This is a genomic window from Bacillus sp. PK3-067 (assembly GCF_056738645.1).
The window spans coordinates 4,377,141-4,395,216 of record NZ_CP096490.1; the positions used below are offsets into that span (position 1 = coordinate 4,377,141).

At 37.7% G+C, this 18,076-nt stretch carries 17 protein-coding genes and 1 other annotated feature; of the genes, 4 read left to right on the forward strand and 13 right to left on the reverse strand.

The annotated features are described in order from the left end of the window. Positions 1-10: 10 nt before the first annotated feature. The 3 genes from ruvX to alaS form a co-directional block, all read right to left on the reverse strand. Positions 11-424, reverse strand: a complete 414-nt coding sequence (gene ruvX, locus M1D73_RS22545; protein WP_001221193.1) for a Holliday junction resolvase RuvX — start codon at positions 422-424, stop codon at positions 11-13. Between the two features lie 3 nt (positions 425-427). Further along, positions 428-694 carry an IreB family regulatory phosphoprotein gene (locus M1D73_RS22550; RefSeq protein WP_000348590.1) on the reverse strand — a complete coding sequence of 89 codons (267 nt, stop codon included), beginning with the start codon at positions 692-694 and terminating at the stop codon, positions 428-430. 76 nt (positions 695-770) lie between these two features. Then, complete coding sequence (gene alaS, locus M1D73_RS22555) at positions 771-3,413, reverse strand: alanine--tRNA ligase (protein WP_000811828.1); 2,643 nt, start codon at positions 3,411-3,413, stop codon at positions 771-773. A gap of 40 nt (positions 3,414-3,453) precedes the next feature. Continuing rightward, positions 3,454-3,673, reverse strand: a binding site (T-box leader). Between the two features lie 241 nt (positions 3,674-3,914). On the opposite strand from alaS, the gene M1D73_RS22560 reads away from it, so the two are divergent. Next, positions 3,915-4,259, forward strand: coding sequence for a PH domain-containing protein (locus tag M1D73_RS22560; protein WP_000209578.1), 345 nt, complete (start codon positions 3,915-3,917; stop codon positions 4,257-4,259). A gap of 44 nt (positions 4,260-4,303) precedes the next feature. Here the strand turns inward: M1D73_RS22560 and M1D73_RS22565 are convergent, their stop codons facing one another. Continuing rightward, complete coding sequence (locus tag M1D73_RS22565; protein ID WP_000793131.1) at positions 4,304-5,371, reverse strand: AI-2E family transporter; 1,068 nt, start codon at positions 5,369-5,371, stop codon at positions 4,304-4,306. 176 nt (positions 5,372-5,547) lie between these two features. Between M1D73_RS22565 and M1D73_RS22570 the strand changes: the two genes are divergently transcribed. After that, positions 5,548-5,760, forward strand: coding sequence for a hypothetical protein (locus M1D73_RS22570; RefSeq protein ID WP_000242535.1), 213 nt, complete (start codon positions 5,548-5,550; stop codon positions 5,758-5,760). A gap of 46 nt (positions 5,761-5,806) precedes the next feature. Here M1D73_RS22570 and M1D73_RS22575 read toward each other — a convergent pair whose 3' ends face one another. From M1D73_RS22575 to cymR, 7 genes are all read right to left on the reverse strand, one after another. Continuing rightward, entirely contained in the window at positions 5,807-5,935 is a 129-nt protein-coding gene (locus tag M1D73_RS22575; RefSeq protein WP_001053553.1) for a YrzQ family protein, read from the reverse strand. 18 nt (positions 5,936-5,953) lie between these two features. Then, entirely contained in the window at positions 5,954-6,142 is a 189-nt protein-coding gene (locus M1D73_RS22580; RefSeq protein ID WP_000469281.1) for a hypothetical protein, read from the reverse strand. A 127-nt stretch (positions 6,143-6,269) separates the two neighbouring features. Continuing rightward, complete coding sequence (gene recD2 / locus M1D73_RS22585) at positions 6,270-8,606, reverse strand: SF1B family DNA helicase RecD2 (protein WP_000528082.1); 2,337 nt, start codon at positions 8,604-8,606, stop codon at positions 6,270-6,272. 95 nt (positions 8,607-8,701) lie between these two features. Continuing rightward, entirely contained in the window at positions 8,702-9,361 is a 660-nt protein-coding gene (locus tag M1D73_RS22590; protein WP_000066409.1) for a tetratricopeptide repeat protein, read from the reverse strand. A 109-nt stretch (positions 9,362-9,470) separates the two neighbouring features. Continuing rightward, positions 9,471-10,586, reverse strand: coding sequence for a tRNA 2-thiouridine(34) synthase MnmA (mnmA, locus tag M1D73_RS22595; protein WP_001038010.1), 1,116 nt, complete (start codon positions 10,584-10,586; stop codon positions 9,471-9,473). A 16-nt stretch (positions 10,587-10,602) separates the two neighbouring features. Then, positions 10,603-11,748: a cysteine desulfurase family protein gene (locus tag M1D73_RS22600; protein WP_000439881.1), complete on the reverse strand. Its 1,146-nt coding sequence runs from the start codon at positions 11,746-11,748 to the stop codon at positions 10,603-10,605. A gap of 35 nt (positions 11,749-11,783) precedes the next feature. Continuing rightward, on the reverse strand, positions 11,784-12,200 hold the full coding sequence (cymR, locus tag M1D73_RS22605; RefSeq protein WP_000704116.1) for a cysteine metabolism transcriptional regulator CymR: 417 nt from the start codon (positions 12,198-12,200) through the stop codon (positions 11,784-11,786). Between the two features lie 293 nt (positions 12,201-12,493). Between cymR and M1D73_RS22610 the strand changes: the two genes are divergently transcribed. Then, entirely contained in the window at positions 12,494-13,780 is a 1,287-nt protein-coding gene (locus M1D73_RS22610) for a replication-associated recombination protein A (protein ID WP_000812943.1), read from the forward strand. Positions 13,781-13,817: 37 nt separating this feature from the next. After that, a complete protein-coding gene (locus M1D73_RS22615) occupies positions 13,818-14,459 on the forward strand; it encodes an RsfA family transcriptional regulator (RefSeq protein ID WP_000857713.1) in 642 nt (213 codons plus the stop codon). Positions 14,460-15,033: 574 nt separating this feature from the next. Here M1D73_RS22615 and M1D73_RS22620 read toward each other — a convergent pair. After that, positions 15,034-15,801 carry a tRNA threonylcarbamoyladenosine dehydratase gene (locus M1D73_RS22620; RefSeq protein WP_000903179.1) on the reverse strand — a complete coding sequence of 256 codons (768 nt, stop codon included), beginning with the start codon at positions 15,799-15,801 and terminating at the stop codon, positions 15,034-15,036. Between the two features lie 496 nt (positions 15,802-16,297). Further along, positions 16,298-18,073: an aspartate--tRNA ligase gene (aspS, locus tag M1D73_RS22625; RefSeq protein ID WP_000840891.1), complete on the reverse strand. Its 1,776-nt coding sequence runs from the start codon at positions 18,071-18,073 to the stop codon at positions 16,298-16,300. Between the last annotated feature and the right edge of the window lie 3 nt (positions 18,074-18,076).

Here is an 18,076-nt window from a genome sequence, read left to right on the forward strand (position 1 = left end):
TGGTCACCTCTTATTTACTATCTAAAAATCCTTGTAAGATTACGACTGCAGCCATCTTATCAATTACTTGCTTTCGCTTCTTACGGCTTACATCGGCTGAAATGAGTAGACGTTCCGCTGCCATTGTTGACAAACGCTCGTCCCACATTACAACGTCTAATTGTAACAGCTCTCGTAGGTTTTCTGCAAATTGTTGGCACGCTTCACCACGTGGGCCAATTGTACCATTCATATTTTTAGGTAAACCTACTACTATTTTGTCCACATTGTACTGCTTTACTAACTCAGAAATACGATCAAAACCAAAGTGACCTCGTTCTTCGTTAATCTTAATTGTTTCTAATCCTTGTGCTGTCCAGCCCATCTCGTCGCTAATTGCAACTCCGACTGTTTTTGTACCTACATCTAAACCTAATATCCGCATAAACTACTCCTCACGATGATGTTTCAAGTAAGACTTCACAAGCTCTTCAATTAACTCATCACGTTCAAGCTTGCGAATGATGCTACGTGCATCTTTATGGCGAGGTATGTATGCTGGGTCTCCACTTAATAAATAACCGACGATTTGGTTAATCGGATTATAGCCTTTTTCTTGAAGTGCATCATACACAGTTAAAAGTACATCATTTACATGGACACTCTGTTTTTCATCTTGAATGCTAAACTTCATTGTTTTATCAAAACCGTCCATTTCAAGCACCTCACTTATATAGTAAGTATAGGGAGAAGAACTTCTCCTCTCCCTACCATTGTACACTACTATCTCTTTATTTTGAAACAGATTTAACGTACTCTTGTACAAATGCTAAAGCTTCTTCGACTTGAGCTGGGTTTTTACCGCCTGCTTGTGCCATATCAGGACGGCCACCACCGCCACCGCCGCAACGAGAAGCTACTTCTTTCACAAGTTTACCAGCATGGTAACCTTGGCTAATTAAGTCTTTCGTTACACCTGCTAGGATGTTTACTTTATCGTCATTAACAGACGCTAATACAACAACTGCTGACTCTAATTTATTTTTCAGATCATCCATCATCGTACGTAAGTTGTTCATATCTGCAACATTTACTTTCGCTGCTAATACATTCACACCATCAACTGTCATTACAGAATCAGTTAAGTTTCCAGCTTCGATATTGCTTAATTTCGTAGCAAGAGATTCATTTTCTTTTTGCAGTTGTTTCACTTCAGCAAATAGACCATCAACTCTTGTTAAAATATCTTTCGGATTTGTTTTCATTTTTCCTGCTGCTTCTTTTAATAAACCTACTTGATCGTTCATTAATTCGTATGCAGACTTACCAGTTACTGCTTCAATACGACGAGTTCCTGCACCAATACCAGACTCAGCAACGATTTTGAAAATACCGATAGAAGCTGTATTATCAACGTGACAACCACCACAAAGCTCTAAGCTGTAATCGCCAACTTGTACAACGCGTACAACATCTCCGTATTTTTCACCGAATAATGCCATTGCGCCCATTTCTTTCGCTTCTTCGATTGCTTTTTGAGAAATCTCAACATCAATACTTTCCCAAATTTTTTCGTTTACCATACGCTCAATTTTTTCTAATTCGTCAGCTTGTACTTGACCGAAGTGAGAGAAGTCAAAACGTAGACGTTCAGAAGTTACAAGAGAACCTGCTTGGTTAACGTGTGTTCCAAGTACGTCTTTTAATGCTTGGTGTAGTAAGTGAGTTGCTGTATGATTTTTTACAACGCTACTACGGTTTTTCGTATCGATAATAGCTTTTACAGCCGCATCTTTCGTTAATGTACCTTCTTCAACAACAACTTTATGCAAGTTTTGGCCGTTTGGTGCTTTTTGTACGTCTTTTACAAGAACTTTCACACCATCTGCAAGAAGGTAACCACGGTCTGCAATTTGTCCACCACTCTCAGCATAGAATGGTGTTACATCAAGAATTAACTGTCCTTCTTCACCAGCTTGTAAGCTGTCTGTGTATTCGCCGTTTTTCACAAGTGCAACAACGTTACTTTCTGTTGCAACTGTACCGTAACCAACGAATTCGCTCGCTACTTTAATTTCTCCAAGGACACCACCTTGAACTTGCATAGAATCAACGTCTTGACGAGCAGCACGTGCACGCTCACGTTGTTTTTCCATTTCATTTTCAAAGCCTTCATGATCAACTGTCATGCCAGCTTCTTCTGCATATTCTTCTGTTAATTCAATTGGGAAACCGTATGTGTCATATAGACGGAACGCATCTACTCCAGAAATAACAGTTGTTTTTTCTTCTTTTGCTTTTGCAATTACTTCAGCTAAAATCGCTTCACCATCATGAAGTGTTTCATGGAAACGCTCTTCTTCGTTCTTCACAACTTTCGCAATGAAATCTTTCTTTTCAAGTACTTCTGGATAGAAGTCTTTCATTACTTCTCCAACAACCGGTACTAATTCAAACATAAATGGACGGTTGATGTTTAATTTCTTCGAATAACGAACAGCGCGGCGTAATAAACGACGTAATACATAACCACGGCCTTCGTTAGATGGAAGAGCACCGTCACCAACAGCGAATGTTACTGTACGGATATGGTCAGCAATTACTTTGAATGCCATATCTTTTTCTAAATCGCCATTACGATATTTTTCACCAGAAATTGTTTCTGTTGCACCAATCATCGGCATGAATAGGTCTGTATCAAAGTTCGTAGGTACATCTTGAACGATAGATGTCATACGCTCTAGACCCATCCCTGTATCAATGTTTTTCTTAGGAAGTGGTGTATATGAACCGTCTGGATTATGGTTAAATTGAGAGAATACAAGGTTCCATACTTCTAAGTAACGCTCGTTTTCTCCGCCTGGATATAATTCTGGGTCACTAAAGTCATTACCGTAAGCTTCTCCGCGGTCATAGAAAATCTCTGTATTCGGTCCACTTGGTCCTTCACCGATATCCCAGAAGTTTTCTTCTAAGCGAATAATACGCTCTTTTGGAACGCCCATTTTCTCATTCCAAATTGTGAATGCTTCTTCATCTTCTGGATGGATTGTAACTGATAGTAATTCTTTATCGAATCCGATCCATTTGTCGCTCGTTAAGAATTCCCAAGCCCATGTAATTGCTTCTTCTTTGAAGTAATCACCAATTGAGAAGTTTCCTAACATTTCAAAGAATGTATGGTGACGAGCTGTTTTCCCTACGTTTTCAATATCGTTTGTACGAATTGATTTTTGAGCATTTGTAATACGTGGATTTTGTGGGATTACACGTCCATCAAAATATTTTTTTAATGTAGCTACACCACTATTAATCCATAAAAGAGATGGATCTTCATGCGGAACTAGTGATGCACTAGGTTCTACTGCATGTCCTTTTTCTTGGAAAAAGTCTAAAAACATTTGACGAATTTGTGCGCCTGTTAGTTGTTTCATTGTATTTTCCTCCTTAAATATAAAAAACTCCCGTCCCTATAAAAGGGACGAGAGTTAACTCGCGATACCACCCTAATTATGAATTGATTACAATAACAATCAATTCATCACCTCATGGTGCCGTAACGTGGCAAGACGGCAGTGATTAGCTGCTCTCAGGATTAGCTTTCTGTTACCCTTCATTTAAAGCTTCTTTCAGCCATATGGAAGCTTCTCTCTATAAATGGACTGTAACGTACTTGTTCCGTCATTGATTTAATGTATTATATGACTAAATATAATAGAATTCTCTTAAGTTTGTCAATGTAGATAATCATTTATATTGTATTAATTGCTTATTAATCATAGGTATTCTACTATTCATTCTTAACAGCCTTTTCATATATTATGCGTTTATTAACAAATCGGAATCTCCTTATAAGAATGATTTATAAAAATTTCTAAATATTACTTTTTTTGCTACAATTAAATTATTGTTAATAAAATAAAGGAGCGATCACAATGACAACCTTACTTAGCAAAGCTAAAAACATATTAGCGACTGACGAAACGATATTATTTTACGCAGCATGTTCATTAGACATATTTATTTATCGTTCCGTCGCAAGGCCAGGATTGCTAATTTTAACGAACAAAAGACTATTCTTTTATGGGCCAGATGTAAGTAAGAATCCAATATTTGAAGAGTACTCTTTCGCAAAAATTTCTAATCTAAAAGAACAAAAGCGTCTTTTCAACAATCAAATTATATTTATGTATGATAACGAATGGAAAAAAATAAAACATATTCAAACAAATGATGTGAGCTCCCTCGTTCAAAAAATACACGAGCAACTTTCTAAATAAATATATGATTAGCCCTCTATTTCTTACATAGAGGGCTTCTATACTTACACATCTTCTTTTTTCAAGAGCGGTCTCACATGAACAATGACAGTGCGAATAACTGCTAAAACCGGAACCGATATTAGCAATCCTACAATCCCAGCTACCTCTCCCCCAACTAGTAAGGCAAGCATAATAATAACGGGATGCATACGAAGTGACTTACCAACGATGTAAGGCGATAAAATGTTACTCTCCACAAATTGCAAAATCGCAATCGTGATCCCCGCCTTAATAAGTAAACTCGTTGATACTGTTGCTGCAATCATTAACGTCGGGATCGCTCCTAAAATAGGACCGAAGTATGGGATTATATCCGTTACCCCAATAATAATGCCAAGCAATAATGGATATTTCATACCGATAAACCAAAAAGAAAGAGCTGATACTCCCCCTAATACTAAACAAACAAATAACTGTCCTCGAATATAGCTTCCAAGTGACTTATCAATTTCTTTCGCAAGCATTTGCCCCGTACCTCGCCATTTACTTGGGACTAGTTTCCAAAAGATATGATAAAACTCACCATAATCTTTTAATATGTAAAATACAATGAACGGTATTAAGAAAATAATGAGCAATGAATCGAGTACACCACGAGCTGTACTCATCACTTTATTTAAAAGCGCTTGAATCTTCGTTTCCACACCCACAAAAAGTTGTTTCACCTTTTCATGAATGAACGAAGGGAAATTCGCTGTTTGTTCTGTAACGCCATCCATCCACGAATCGTACATCTTTGTAAACTGGGGAAATTGTTCATTAATCTCTTGTAACTGTTTAATAACGACTGGTGTTCCTTTATAAATCCCATAACCAATTCCGCCAAAGAAAAGGATATAAATGAGCAAAATGGCAAGTGTACGGGGCATCCCTTCCTTATGAATTTTTTCAATTAAAGGGTGCAATAAATACGCAATAAAACACGCGATAAGAAACGGCGTGATTGCTACTTTAAATACAAAAATAATCGGTGCCCATAGCGGCTTAATTTTTAAAAAGACGAGCAGACAAAGAAAAACAAGTAACAATAATCCTAAACGATATATCCAAATGATTTTAAGATTCTTCACATGAAAAACCTCCTCCACCTTTATTTTGAAAATAAATGGGGTAGGTTATGTGCGAAACTTTTAAAATCTTTTCATACGGACCATACTGTTTTTTAAAGACGTACATATAAATAACATAACAAGGACAACCACCCCTGAGAATACAGCATGAATTAATATAATCAGGAGGGCTAATTATGGTTTTGTTTATGCTTGGATTATCAGCACTTTTTATGATTCTTGAATGGATTTGTATCGGGTTCGGTATTTGGAAGGGGTTCTTTATTCATTCCTCACGTAAAGAAAAAGCGAAGCAATTATGGCAGTATGGAATACTTGGCGTTGGCTGCTACGGTCTATCTTATCTTTTCTCAGAGATCGGACTTTTTTATTTGCATATGGGTGCATAAAAAAACTCCCTTGTCTACAAGGGAGTTTTTCAATTTATCGAAATGATTATAAGTAAGACTTAATCATCTTACGTGCTTTTTTCATATTGCGTTTTGAAAATACATCTTGTTTACGAGCATATTGATATGCTGCAGCTCCAACACCTAATGCGATTAATGAATTGCGTAGATTCAAAGTAAATCCCCCTTTTCGTTATCCGATCGTTCTTTCATTCTCATCAAATAAATCATCAAGAGAGCTTAATGAACCGTCTTCCTCAACTTGATGTGTATGGATTTTCCCCTTTGAAACCGATAATTCGATATAACAATTCCAGCAATAAAATTGGTTGACACCTATTTTTCCAATGTCTTTCCCTTTGCAATTTGGACAAATGAACATATGGCTTTCATCTCCTTACAGTCTCCCAGATTCTATTCGCCATTATGTCCAAACTGCATTCATTTATACATTACTGGAGCCTTTCAACGCTATGCGTTTGAAAGTTTCACTATATAATTTCACCTTGTTACATGAAATCATACGGTGAAATGTTTTCCACGTCCATTTCCTCGCCATTAACTGTGACCATCTGTACTTCTCCTTGTGATTCTTGCAAGCGACTAGCTAAAGTTGTTTGACGCATTGCATCATCAAGGCGATTTACACCAGATTGGAAAGCTGCTTCCTCCCCGCAAATAATAAGGAACTTCTTACTTCTTGTAATACCCGTGTAAATTAAATTACGACGTAACATACGGTTGTAACTTTTCACGATTGGCATAATAACAATCGGAAATTCACTACCTTGTGATTTATGAATGGAACAACAATATGCATGCGTAATTTGATTTAAATCGGGCTTCGTATACGTTACCTCAATTCCATCAAATGAAACGATAATCATATCTTGTTGCTCAACGTTTTCTTTTGCATAAAACACCGAAACAATTTCCCCAATATCACCATTAAACACTTGGCTCTCCGGCTGATTCACGAGTTGCAGTACTTTATCACCTCTTCGGTACACAACATCACCGTAAGCAATTTCTTTACTCTTTTCCCTCTTCGGATTAAATACTTGTTGCAGCGCTTCGTTTAATACATTAATACCAGCAGGCCCGCGGTACATCGGTGCTAATACTTGAACATCCCTTGCACTAAAGCCTTTTGTTTTAGCATTTTCGCAAACTTTTTTCACAACCTCAACAATTTGAGCCCCTGTACAGCTGATAAACGAACGATCTTTTTTGTTTTGCGCTAAATCTGGTGGTAGAGTTCCATTTTTTATCGCATGGGCAAGTTGAATCACTGATGAGCCTTCCGCTTGACGATAAATTTCAGTAAGCTTCACTGTCGGAACTGCGCCTGCATTTAATAAATCTTTTAATACTTGTCCAGGTCCTACAGATGGCAACTGATCTTCATCACCTACAACGATAACTTGAATATTCGTCGGCAACGACTTAAATAGCTGATTTGCAAGCCAAATATCAACCATTGAAAATTCATCGATAATAAGGAGCTTACCTTGGACAGGATCCGTTTCATTACGTTGGAAAGATCCTTCTGGCGTCCAACCAAGTAAACGGTGAATTGTGCAAGCTGGAAGTCCTGTCGATTCACTCATCCGCTTCGCTGCTCTTCCTGTTGGAGCTGTTAATAGTATTGGAAATGGATTATCATCACTGTATTCATTCGGATTTAACGATAATCCGTGAAGTGACGCATACATTTCAACAATCCCTTTAATAACTGTTGTTTTCCCTGTTCCTGGTCCACCTGTCAATAACATCATCGGTTTATGAAGTGCCGTTTGAATTGCTTCTTGCTGAAACGGTGCATATTGTACGTTCAGTTGTTCTTCAATTTCACCTAACGTTTTTAACACTTCCGCTTCTGGAAATGAAGGTGTTTCTTCTTGATTCATAAGCCTGCGAATAGACTTTACAACACCTTTTTCAGAGTAGAATAACGTCGCTAAATACACTCGTTCTTCTTCTATGATGACTTTCCCTTCACTTTGCATCGTTTCAATACAACCTATAATATCTTCCTCAGTCACTCTTCCTTCTTGATTGTTTAAAAGTGACATCGTTTCTCTTACAAGTTGATCTTTCCTCATATAAACATGACCAAGTTGTAATGAGACATTCTCTAATGTGTAAAAACATCCCGCTCGTACACGGTCGTCATGATTACCCGATATCCCTAACGCACGCCCTATATCATCCGCTCTTCCAAAACCAATCCCGTCCACTTCTTCAATAAGTTGATACGGATTATTACGAATCACTTCTAATGTCATCTCTTTATATTGCTGGTAAATCTTAATAGAAAGTTTCGTTCCAAAACCGTAGCCATTTAAAAAGCTCATTACTTTCTCTAATCCTTGATGTTCAACAATTGTCTCATATATTTCCTGAGCCTTTTGTTTATTAACAACACCATTTAACGCCTCAGGGTCATCCATAATTTTAGAAATAGCATGTTCTCCGAGATGGTCCACAATTTTTTCAGCTGTACGTTTTCCTATCCCTTTAAATAAATCACTCGCTAAATATTGCACCATACCTGCTTTTGTTTGCGGCAATTCTTTTTTAAATGTTTCAACCATATATTGTTTTCCATACTTTGGATGGTCCTTAAAATGACCTGTCAATGTAAACACTTCATCTTCATGCATGCGGGGAAAATGACCGTTTATCATTACTTTCTTTTCGTCATACGTTTCATTCGTTTCAATGACTTTCATACTGACAACGGAATAGAGGTTTTCTTCGTTGTGGAAAATGGTATGAAGAACTTGCGCTTTTATAAACTTTTTCTCTTCCTCAAACAAATCCATTGCATGTTGATTTCCCATCTTTCCTCTCCTTTCCGATATTTTCACTTTAATGAGCAGTACATCCCCCACCTTTTTAGATGAGGGATAACTACCCATTAAACTATATTTTTATCTTATTCAGCTTCTTGCTCTAATAAACGAACGCCATTACCCGCTAAAAAGTGATCTGGCTGAATTTCAGTTGCTTTCTTAAATAAAGCGAGAGCCTTCTCATTATTTTCCTCAAATACGTACGCAACACCTAAATTGTAATACGCATCTGCATGCTCTTCATCCATTTCTAATACCTTTTCAAAATAAGGTTTCGCCTCTTGAACATGTTCTAATCGCGCGAAGCAAAGTCCGCACTGGAATACAGCTTCTACATCGTTTTCATCTAATTCTGTTGCTCTTTGTAAGAATGGTAGTGCAAGACGATCATTTCCAAGCTGTACATGTGTGATACCTAACATAAATGTTACATCAGCTGATTGTAATCCAGCTTGCATTGCTTGTTCAAATACAGCTTTCGCCTCAGTAAATTGCTCTTGGCCATAATATACATTTCCTAAACCATAATAGGCAGCTGCAGATTTATCATCTAACTCTAGTGCGCGTTTATAAAATAAAATCGCTCGCTCGCTATCACCTAATACGTCTAATAAATTTGCAAAATTAATGTATCCAAGCGCATCTTTCGGATTTTCTTCGATTGCTTCTGTAAAATTTTTAGCTGCTTCTTCCCAGTTTCCTTCTTGCATATATTGAATACCTGTTTCAAGTTTGTTTGACATGTCCTTCACCTCTACAACAAATTATAACAAAGAATGTATTTTCCAAGCGAACGAAAATTCGCTTTATGTAAAAGAAACCTCTAACCGCTAATCGGCAGAGGCTTCTCGTTTATCCTAAATAATCCAATTTCTTACCACTACGGTATACTTCATCAATTGTAGCACCGCCTAAGCACTCATCTCCATCATAGAAAACGACTGCTTGTCCTGGTGTAATTGCACGAATTGGCTCATCACAAAGAATACGAACTGTATTTTCATCAACGATTTGAACCGTTACTTTATTGTCTTCTTGACGATAACGGAATTTCGCCGTGCACTTAAATTCGGTTTCTTTTTCTTTGTTACTTACCCATCCTACATTCGTAGCAATAACTTCATCACCATATAGAAGTTCGTTATGGAATCCTTGATCAACATATAAAATGTTTTCTTTTAGATTTTTCCCAACAGCAAACCATGGATCACCATTACCACCAATTCCAAGGCCATGACGTTGTCCAATTGTATAATACATTAAACCGTCATGCTTCCCTTTCACTTCACCAGATAATGTTTGCATTACACCTGGTTGTGCCGGTAAGTAGTTACTTAAGAAATCTTTAAAGTTACGCTCACCAATGAAGCAAATACCTGTACTATCTTTTTTCGCCGCTGTCGCTAAGCCAGCTTCTTTCGCCATTTCACGAATTTGCGGTTTCTTTAATTCACCTAACGGGAACATTGTTTTTGATAATTGCTCTTGGCTTAATTGATTTAAGAAATATGTTTGATCTTTATTGTCATCAACGCCGCGAAGCATTTTATATTCGCCGTCCATATAAGCAACGCGTGCATAATGGCCTGTTGCCACATAATCCGCACCAAGCGCAATTGCATGCTCTAAAAATGCTTTAAATTTAATTTCTTTATTACACATTACATCTGGGTTTGGTGTACGACCAGCTCGATACTCATCTAAGAAGTACGTAAATACTTTATCCCAGTATTGTTTTTCAAAGTTTACTGCATAATACGGAATACCAATTTGGTTACACACTTCAATTACATCATTGTAATCTTCTGTTGCTGTGCAGACACCATTCTCATCTGTATCATCCCAGTTTTTCATAAAAATTCCGATTACATCATAACCTTGCTCTTTTAATAAAAGTGCTGCTACAGATGAATCGACGCCACCGGACATTCCGATGACAACGCGTGTTTCGTGAGGTAGTTTGTTCATCATGTCACCTCCCATGCTAATTTTGTGTTAATCGCTTCACGATTTTCACTGTTTCGTACGCCGCTTTTTCAATTTGCTCTTTCGTATTTCCAAGTCCAAAACTAAAGCGTACGGATGAACGTATTTGATCGGAGTCTTTTCCAAACATCGCTACTAATACATGTGATGGATCAATCGAACCAGCTGTACAAGCAGAACCGCTTGATACTGCAATGCCAGCAAGGTCTAAGTTCACAAGAAATGGTTCAATGTTCATTCCTGTAAAACTTACATTAAGTACATGCGGTAAGCGATGTTCTAAGTTTCCGTTTACCTCGAAAGTAATGCCTTCATTTTTGAAGACAGATACCATTATATCTTTAAACTCTTCATATTGGGCATTTTTTTGCTCACGAGTTTTTTCAGCTATAAGAATTGCATGCTGAAGCCCAGCAATACTAGGCACATTTTCCGTACCAGCACGGCGTTTTCTTTCTTGCTCTCCGCCTATTAATAACGGTTCAAATTTCACATTTGCACCAGCGTATAAGAACCCTACACCTTTTGGCCCATTAATTTTATGAGCTGAAATTGATAATAAATCAATTCCAAACTCTTTCACATTAATTTCTACTAAACCGTAAGCTTGTACCGCATCTGTATGGAAATAAGCTTGATGATCTTTTAGCAACTTTCCTATTTCCACAATTGGTTGCATTGTCCCTACTTCATTATTCCCAAACATAACAGATACAAGAATCGTCTCTTCTGTTAATGCCTTTTGTATGTCAGAAACTTGAATAAGCCCTGTTTCATCGACAGGTAAATATGTCACTTCAAACCCTTCACGCTCTAACAATTCGCACGTATGCAAAATCGCATGATGTTCAATTTGCGTCGTTATTATGTGGTTACCTTTATGACGGTTCGCACGTGCTACACCGATAAGCGCTAAATTATCAGCTTCTGTACCACCGCTCGTAAATATAATTTCATTCGGATTCGCATGAATGCTGCGTGCACACACTCGTCTCGCCTCATCTACTGCATGGCGAGTTTGACGTCCATAAAAGTGAATACTAGACGGGTTCCCGAATATTTCTGTCATATATGGAATCATCTTTTCGACCACTTCTGGGTGAGTCGGAGATGTCGCAGCATGATCTAAGTAAATGCGTTCCATTAAATCTCCTTCTTTCCAAATCGTTTCACAAGGAATTAAATGTAAAACATATAGCCCCCGTGATTTTCTTCCTCATAACGTACTAAATCTTCTAACGTTGTACTATCTAACACTTCTTGCACCGCATCACGAACACGCATCCATAACTGGCGCTGTGCTGGCTCTTCTTCTTCTATCATTTCTACAACACTAATCGGTCCCTCTAATACACGGATTACATCCCCAGCTGTAATGTTAGCCGGTTGATCAGATAATACATATCCGCCGTATGCCCCGCGCGTACTTTTTACAAGACGAGCGTTACGAAGTGGTGAAATTAATTGCTCTAAGTAATGCTCGGATAAGTCATGCGCCTGCGCAATTGATTTTAATGAAATCGGACCTTCACCAAACTTTTTTGCAAGATCAATCATAATTGTTAAGCCATAGCGGCCTTTTGTTGAAATCTTCATCTATTTTGCACCTCTTTTCAAATTTTCACTTCTATTGGTTATATCTTATTTATAAAAAGAACACAATTTAAAATCCTATGAAATTATAGCATAATATAGTATTATAAGAAATTTCAACTTGTGTATCAAAATGATAACATAAAATCACATTGAAAAACTCGGAAATTATTACAATTGAAAGAAAAATGAAAATATTAACCTTCATTTTTCCCATAAAACAGCATCCTATTTCAAATTCCGTAGAAAAAAATGATACGATAGAACGAGATTATATATTAAGGGAGACGGTCCAAATGAAACAACCACTCGCACATCGAATGCGCCCTACAAATATTCAAGAAATTATTGGGCAACAACATTTAGTTGGTGAAGGAAAGATTTTATGGCGAATGGTCCAAGCCAATCATTTTCAATCTATGATTTTATACGGTCCTCCAGGTACAGGAAAAACATCCATTGCCAGTGCAATTGCAGGAAGTACCGGTACCCCGTTTCGTCTATTGAACGCTGTTACTCACAATAAAAAAGATATGGAAGTTGTCGTACAAGAAGCGAAGATGCATCGACACCTCGTTTTAATTTTAGATGAAGTTCACCGTCTAGATAAAGCAAAGCAAGACTTTCTATTACCTCACTTAGAAAGCGGACTTCTTACTTTAATTGGTGCTACGACAAGTAATCCATTCCATGCAATAAACTCCGCTATTCGAAGCAGGTGTCAAATTTTCGAATTACACGCACTAACAGAAGAAGATATTTTAATTGGGTTAAAAAGAGCTTTAGAAGATAAAGAAAAAGGGCTTGGAGAATATGCAGTAACGGTAACAGATGAAGCACTACATCACTTTGCAAACGCCTCTGGTGGTGATATGCGTTCCGCTTATAACGCACTTGAGCTTGCTGTATTATCTAGCTTTACTACAGACGATCAAGCGGCTGAAATCACACTCGAGATTGCAGAAGAATGCTTACAAAAGAAGAGCTTCGTCCACGACAAAGGCGGCGATGCTCATTATGATGTATTATCAGCATTTCAAAAATCAGTGCGCGGAAGTGATGTAAATGCAGCACTCCATTATTTAGCACGCCTTATTGAAGCAGGTGATTTACAAAGCATTGGCAGACGCCTTCTTATTATGGCTTATGAAGATATTGGACTTGCTAGCCCACAAGCTGGACCACGTACACTAGCTGCAATTGAATCAGCTGAACGAGTTGGATTCCCAGAAGCACGCATCCCACTTGCAAATGCCGTTATCGAGCTATGCTTATCACCAAAATCAAATTCAGCTTATAAAGCACTTGATGCTGCATTACACGATTTACGCAACGGTCAAACAGGTGACATTCCAAGCCATTTAAAAGATAGTCATTACAAAGGCGCAGAATCACTTGGAAGAGGCATTGGATATTTATATCCGCACGACCATCCAAACGGCTGGGTAAGGCAACAATACTTACCTGATAAAATAAAAAGCAAGCAATATTATAAACCGAAAACGACAGGAAAATTTGAGCAAGCACTTTCTACTGTTTATGAAAGATTACAAACTTCGAATAAAACGAAAAATAAAGGGTAACATAAACGAAAACGTCACCATTATGGAGGCTTCGCTTATGAAAACACGTCAAGATGCATGGACAAAAGAAGATGATCTCCTTTTAGCAGAAACTGTTTTACGACATATTCGCAGCGGAAGTACACAAATAAAAGCATTTGATGAAGTTGGCGATGCGTTGAACCGGACTTCAGCAGCTTGCGGCTTTAGATGGAATGCTGAAGTAAGACCGAATTACGAAGATGCGGTGCAGCTTGCAAAAAAACAACGTAAAGAATTAAAACGTTCTGAAGCTAATATAGAAAAAAATCGGTTCACGAAAACGAAACAACTCGTAATTGACGCCGATTTTTCAGAAGATATTACGCCAAGTAAACAAGATCTTACAATGCAAAATGTCATTTCATTTTTACAAAATTTAGAACATAACAATCCTTCACTTGCAAAGTTGCAAACTGAAAATGATGTATTACAAGCTCAACTCACCTCTCTGCAAAAAACGAATCATGAACTTGAAACGAAATTAGCGGTACTCACAAAAAAACAACAAGCAATCGAAGAAGATTACGCGATGCTTGTTCGAATTATGGATCGTGCTCGAAAACTTGTTTCAGTCGAAGAGCAAGAAGAGCAAATTGCCCCGATTTTCAAAACCGATCAAAATGGGAATTTAGATATTATTTATTCTGCAGAGAATTAAAAACAGGGATGTCACTTTTTTAACTGAGTGACATCCCTGTTTGTTTTCGGTGAACCATATATAGATATCGGTAAATGAAATTATACTAACGGTTTTTCGAATATATCTATCACAACTTGCAATATATCAACGATTTTTCGAATATATCTATCACAACTTGCAATATATCAACGATTTTTCAAATATATCTATCACAACTTGCAATATATCAACGATTCAATAAAGGATATCGATTTAACGACAAAGATTGACAATAACATTCCTCCTTGTCATACAAGGAAACTCCTAAAACGGATTGGATATTTTTTACTAAAATGTTATTATAAACATATACCTTTAAAGGGAGATGGTTGCTATTTCATTAATAATCTTCAAAATAACTCTTGGCCTTCTCGTCCTAACTTTAGCTCTTTTCACCATTAACAGTCTAAAAAAGACATCCGCCTATAAATCAGATAAATATGATTATTGCTTACTAACCTTACTTACATTTGAACTAGTAGTGATGCAAATATTCACATTTCTTTAATACATATAAAAAAGCATATATCCAAAATGGATATATGCTTTTCTTTTATTCTTGCCCTACACGTTTCACTTCTACGTTTTTAATGCGTTCACGTACAACGTGACTTGCCATAATTAAGCCTGCCACAGATGGTACGAATGCATTTGATGAAGGCGGTAATTTCGCCTTACGAATTTTTGCATTCTCGTCTGGTACAATTTCTTTACGTACTTCTTCACGAATTACGATTGGGTTTTCGTCAGAGAAGACAACTTTTACACCTTTTTTAATACCCTCTTTACGAAGCTTCGTACGAATGACTTTCGCAATTGGATCTGTATGTGTTTTAGAGATGTCCGCAATACGGAAACGAGTTGGGTCCATTTTATTCGCTGCACCCATACTTGAGATAATTTTAATTTTACGACGTAAACATTGTTTAATTAAATGAATTTTGAACGTAATCGTATCAGATGCATCCACTACAAAGTCTAAACCGTACTTAAAGAACTCTTCATATGTTTCATCTGTATAAAACATTTCTAGTCCAATTACTTCACACTCTGGGTTAATGTCCGCGATACGCTCTTTCATTAATTCTACTTTTGAACGTCCTACAGTAGATACTAAAGCGTGAATTTGACGGTTTACGTTTGTAATATCTACAACGTCTTTATCAACTAATACGAGACGTCCTACGCCAGAACGTGCTAACGCTTCAGCTGCAAAAGAACCTACACCGCCAATTCCTAAAATACCGACTGTACTATTTTTTAATATTTCAAGTCCTTCTTTACCGAAGGCTAATTCATTACGTGAAAATTGATGTAACATTCAGCTCTACACTCCTATTACAAAAATGGTCTACCATGTATTCTAGCGTTTTTCCGACTATTTGTATAGAAAAAGTTATAGAATTCCTAAAAATACATATTTCGAGAATGAAAACATAGACCAGAATTTTATTTCTTCCTAAATACACGTTTAAAAAAGAGGATTTAGAGAACCGAGCAGATCGAGGCGCTGAAGCCAGGAGGAGCGCAGTGTAGAAACACTACTCGAGCACCGGACTGGCGAAGCAACGATGAGATGCGACAGTTATCTGAACCAGACTTTTTAAACTTCCTTTCAATACAGGTTTAAAAAGGAGGATTTAGAGAACCGAGCAGATCGAGGCGCTGAAGCCAGGAGGAGCGCAGTGTAGAAACACTACTCGAGCACCGGACTGGCGAAGCAACGATGAGATGCGACAGTTATCTAAACCGGACTTTTTAAACAACCTCTCAAAAAAAGTCTAGACGGTTATAGTATAACCATCTAGACCCTATTCTTACTTCTCTTCTTTCAAGCTTAATTTTAAGTTCAGTTCTTCAAGCTGCGCTTCTGCAACTGGGCTTGGAGCTTCTGTTAATAAGCAGCTTGCGCTTGCTGTTTTCGGGAATGCAATTGTATCACGAAGGTTCGTACGGCCTGCAAGTAACATAACAAGACGATCTAAACCTAATGCGATTCCGCCGTGTGGTGGTGTACCGTATTCGAATGCTTCTAATAAGAATCCGAATTGCTCTTGCGCTTCTTCTTGTGAGAATCCAAGTGCTTTGAACATTTTTTCTTGTACGTCACGCTCGTAAATACGAAGTGATCCACCACCAAGCTCATAACCGTTTAATACAAGGTCATATGCTTGTGCACGTGCTTTTTCTGGTGCTGTTTCTAGTAACTCAACGTCTTCACGGAATGGCATTGTGAATGGGTGGTGAGCTGCGAAGTAACGATCTGCATCTTCATCGTACTCAAGTAGTGGCCAATCAGTTACCCATAGGAAGTTAAATTTACTTTCATCAATTAACTCAAGCTCTTTACCTAGACGTAAACGAAGTGCGCCTAAGCTATCTGCAACAACGCTCTTCTTATCTGCTACGAATAGTAATAAGTCGCCAGCAGTAGCTTCTAATGTGCTCATTAACACATTTGCATCTTCTTCACCGAAGAATTTCGCAATCGGTCCTTTTAGGCCGTCTTCTTCAACTTTAAGCCAAGCTAGACCTTTTGCACCGTATACTTTCACGAATTCAGTTAATGCATCGATGTCTTTACGAGAATATTTACTTGCAGCACCTTTTGCATTAATTGCTTTTACTTGTCCGCCGCTTTCTACAGCACTTGTAAACACTTTAAAGCCACAATCTGCTGCAAACTCAGATAAGTCTGTTAGTTCCATTTCAAAGCGTGTATCTGGCTTATCAGAACCGTAGCGAGCCATTGCATCAGCATATTTCATACGAGGGAATGGTGCACTCACTTCTACACCTTTTGCATCCTTCATAACTTTCGTCATCATACGCTCCATCATATCTAAAATTTCATCTTGTGTTAAGAATGAAGCTTCGATATCGATTTGCGTGAATTCTGGTTGACGATCCGCACGTAAATCTTCATCACGGAAACAACGTGCTACTTGATAGTAACGCTCAAATCCGCCGACCATAAGAAGCTGTTTAAATAACTGTGGTGACTGTGGTAATGCATAGAATTCACCATCATGTACACGACTTGGCACTAAATAGTCACGAGCTCCTTCTGGCGTGCTTTTCGTTAAAATTGGTGTTTCTACTTCTAAGAACTCTTCTGTATCTAAGAAGTTACGAATTGTTTTTGTTACATCGTGACGCATTTTGAATGTGTTGAACATTACAGGACGACGTAAGTCTAAATAACGATATTTTAAACGCACATCTTCTGATGCATCTGTATCATCAGCAATGATAATTGGCGTTGTTTTCGCTGCATTTAGTACATTTACTTTTGTTGCTTGTACTTCAATACGACCAGTTGCCATATTGTCATTAATTGCGCCTTCACCACGTTCAACAACTGTACCTTCTACGTGTAATACGTATTCGCTACGAATTGTTTCTGCTACTTCTAACGCTTCTTTTGATGTTTCTGGGTTAAATACAACTTGTACGATACCTGTACGGTCACGTAAATCGATAAAGATTAATCCACCTAAGTCACGGCGTTTTTGTACCCAACCTTTTAATTGAACTGTTTGTCCAACAGCTTCTACTGTTACTTTTCCACATGCATGTGTTCTTTCAGCCACTGT

What these genes read in the sequence shown, in the direction of transcription:
- M1D73_RS22600 (WP_000439881.1), bottom strand. Translation starts at nt 11,748, where the DNA reads ATGGAACGCATTTACTTAGATCATGCTGCGACATCTCCGACTCACCCA.
- ruvX (WP_001221193.1), bottom strand. Translation starts at nt 424, where the DNA reads ATGCGGATATTAGGTTTAGATGTAGGTACAAAAACAGTCGGAGTTGCA.
- M1D73_RS22570 (WP_000242535.1), top strand. Translation starts at nt 5,548, where the DNA reads ATGGTTTTGTTTATGCTTGGATTATCAGCACTTTTTATGATTCTTGAA.
- M1D73_RS22560 (WP_000209578.1), top strand. Translation starts at nt 3,915, where the DNA reads ATGACAACCTTACTTAGCAAAGCTAAAAACATATTAGCGACTGACGAA.
- M1D73_RS22590 (WP_000066409.1), bottom strand. Translation starts at nt 9,361, where the DNA reads ATGTCAAACAAACTTGAAACAGGTATTCAATATATGCAAGAAGGAAAC.
- mnmA (WP_001038010.1), bottom strand. Translation starts at nt 10,586, where the DNA reads ATGAACAAACTACCTCACGAAACACGCGTTGTCATCGGAATGTCCGGT.
- cymR (WP_000704116.1), bottom strand. Translation starts at nt 12,200, where the DNA reads ATGAAGATTTCAACAAAAGGCCGCTATGGCTTAACAATTATGATTGAT.
- M1D73_RS22580 (WP_000469281.1), bottom strand. Translation starts at nt 6,142, where the DNA reads ATGTTCATTTGTCCAAATTGCAAAGGGAAAGACATTGGAAAAATAGGT.
- M1D73_RS22620 (WP_000903179.1), bottom strand. Translation starts at nt 15,801, where the DNA reads ATGTTACATCAATTTTCACGTAATGAATTAGCCTTCGGTAAAGAAGGA.
- M1D73_RS22615 (WP_000857713.1), top strand. Translation starts at nt 13,818, where the DNA reads ATGAAAACACGTCAAGATGCATGGACAAAAGAAGATGATCTCCTTTTA.
- recD2 (WP_000528082.1), bottom strand. Translation starts at nt 8,606, where the DNA reads ATGGGAAATCAACATGCAATGGATTTGTTTGAGGAAGAGAAAAAGTTT.
- M1D73_RS22550 (WP_000348590.1), bottom strand. Translation starts at nt 694, where the DNA reads ATGGACGGTTTTGATAAAACAATGAAGTTTAGCATTCAAGATGAAAAA.
- M1D73_RS22610 (WP_000812943.1), top strand. Translation starts at nt 12,494, where the DNA reads ATGAAACAACCACTCGCACATCGAATGCGCCCTACAAATATTCAAGAA.
- alaS (WP_000811828.1), bottom strand. Translation starts at nt 3,413, where the DNA reads ATGAAACAACTAACAGGCGCACAAATTCGTCAAATGTTTTTAGACTTT.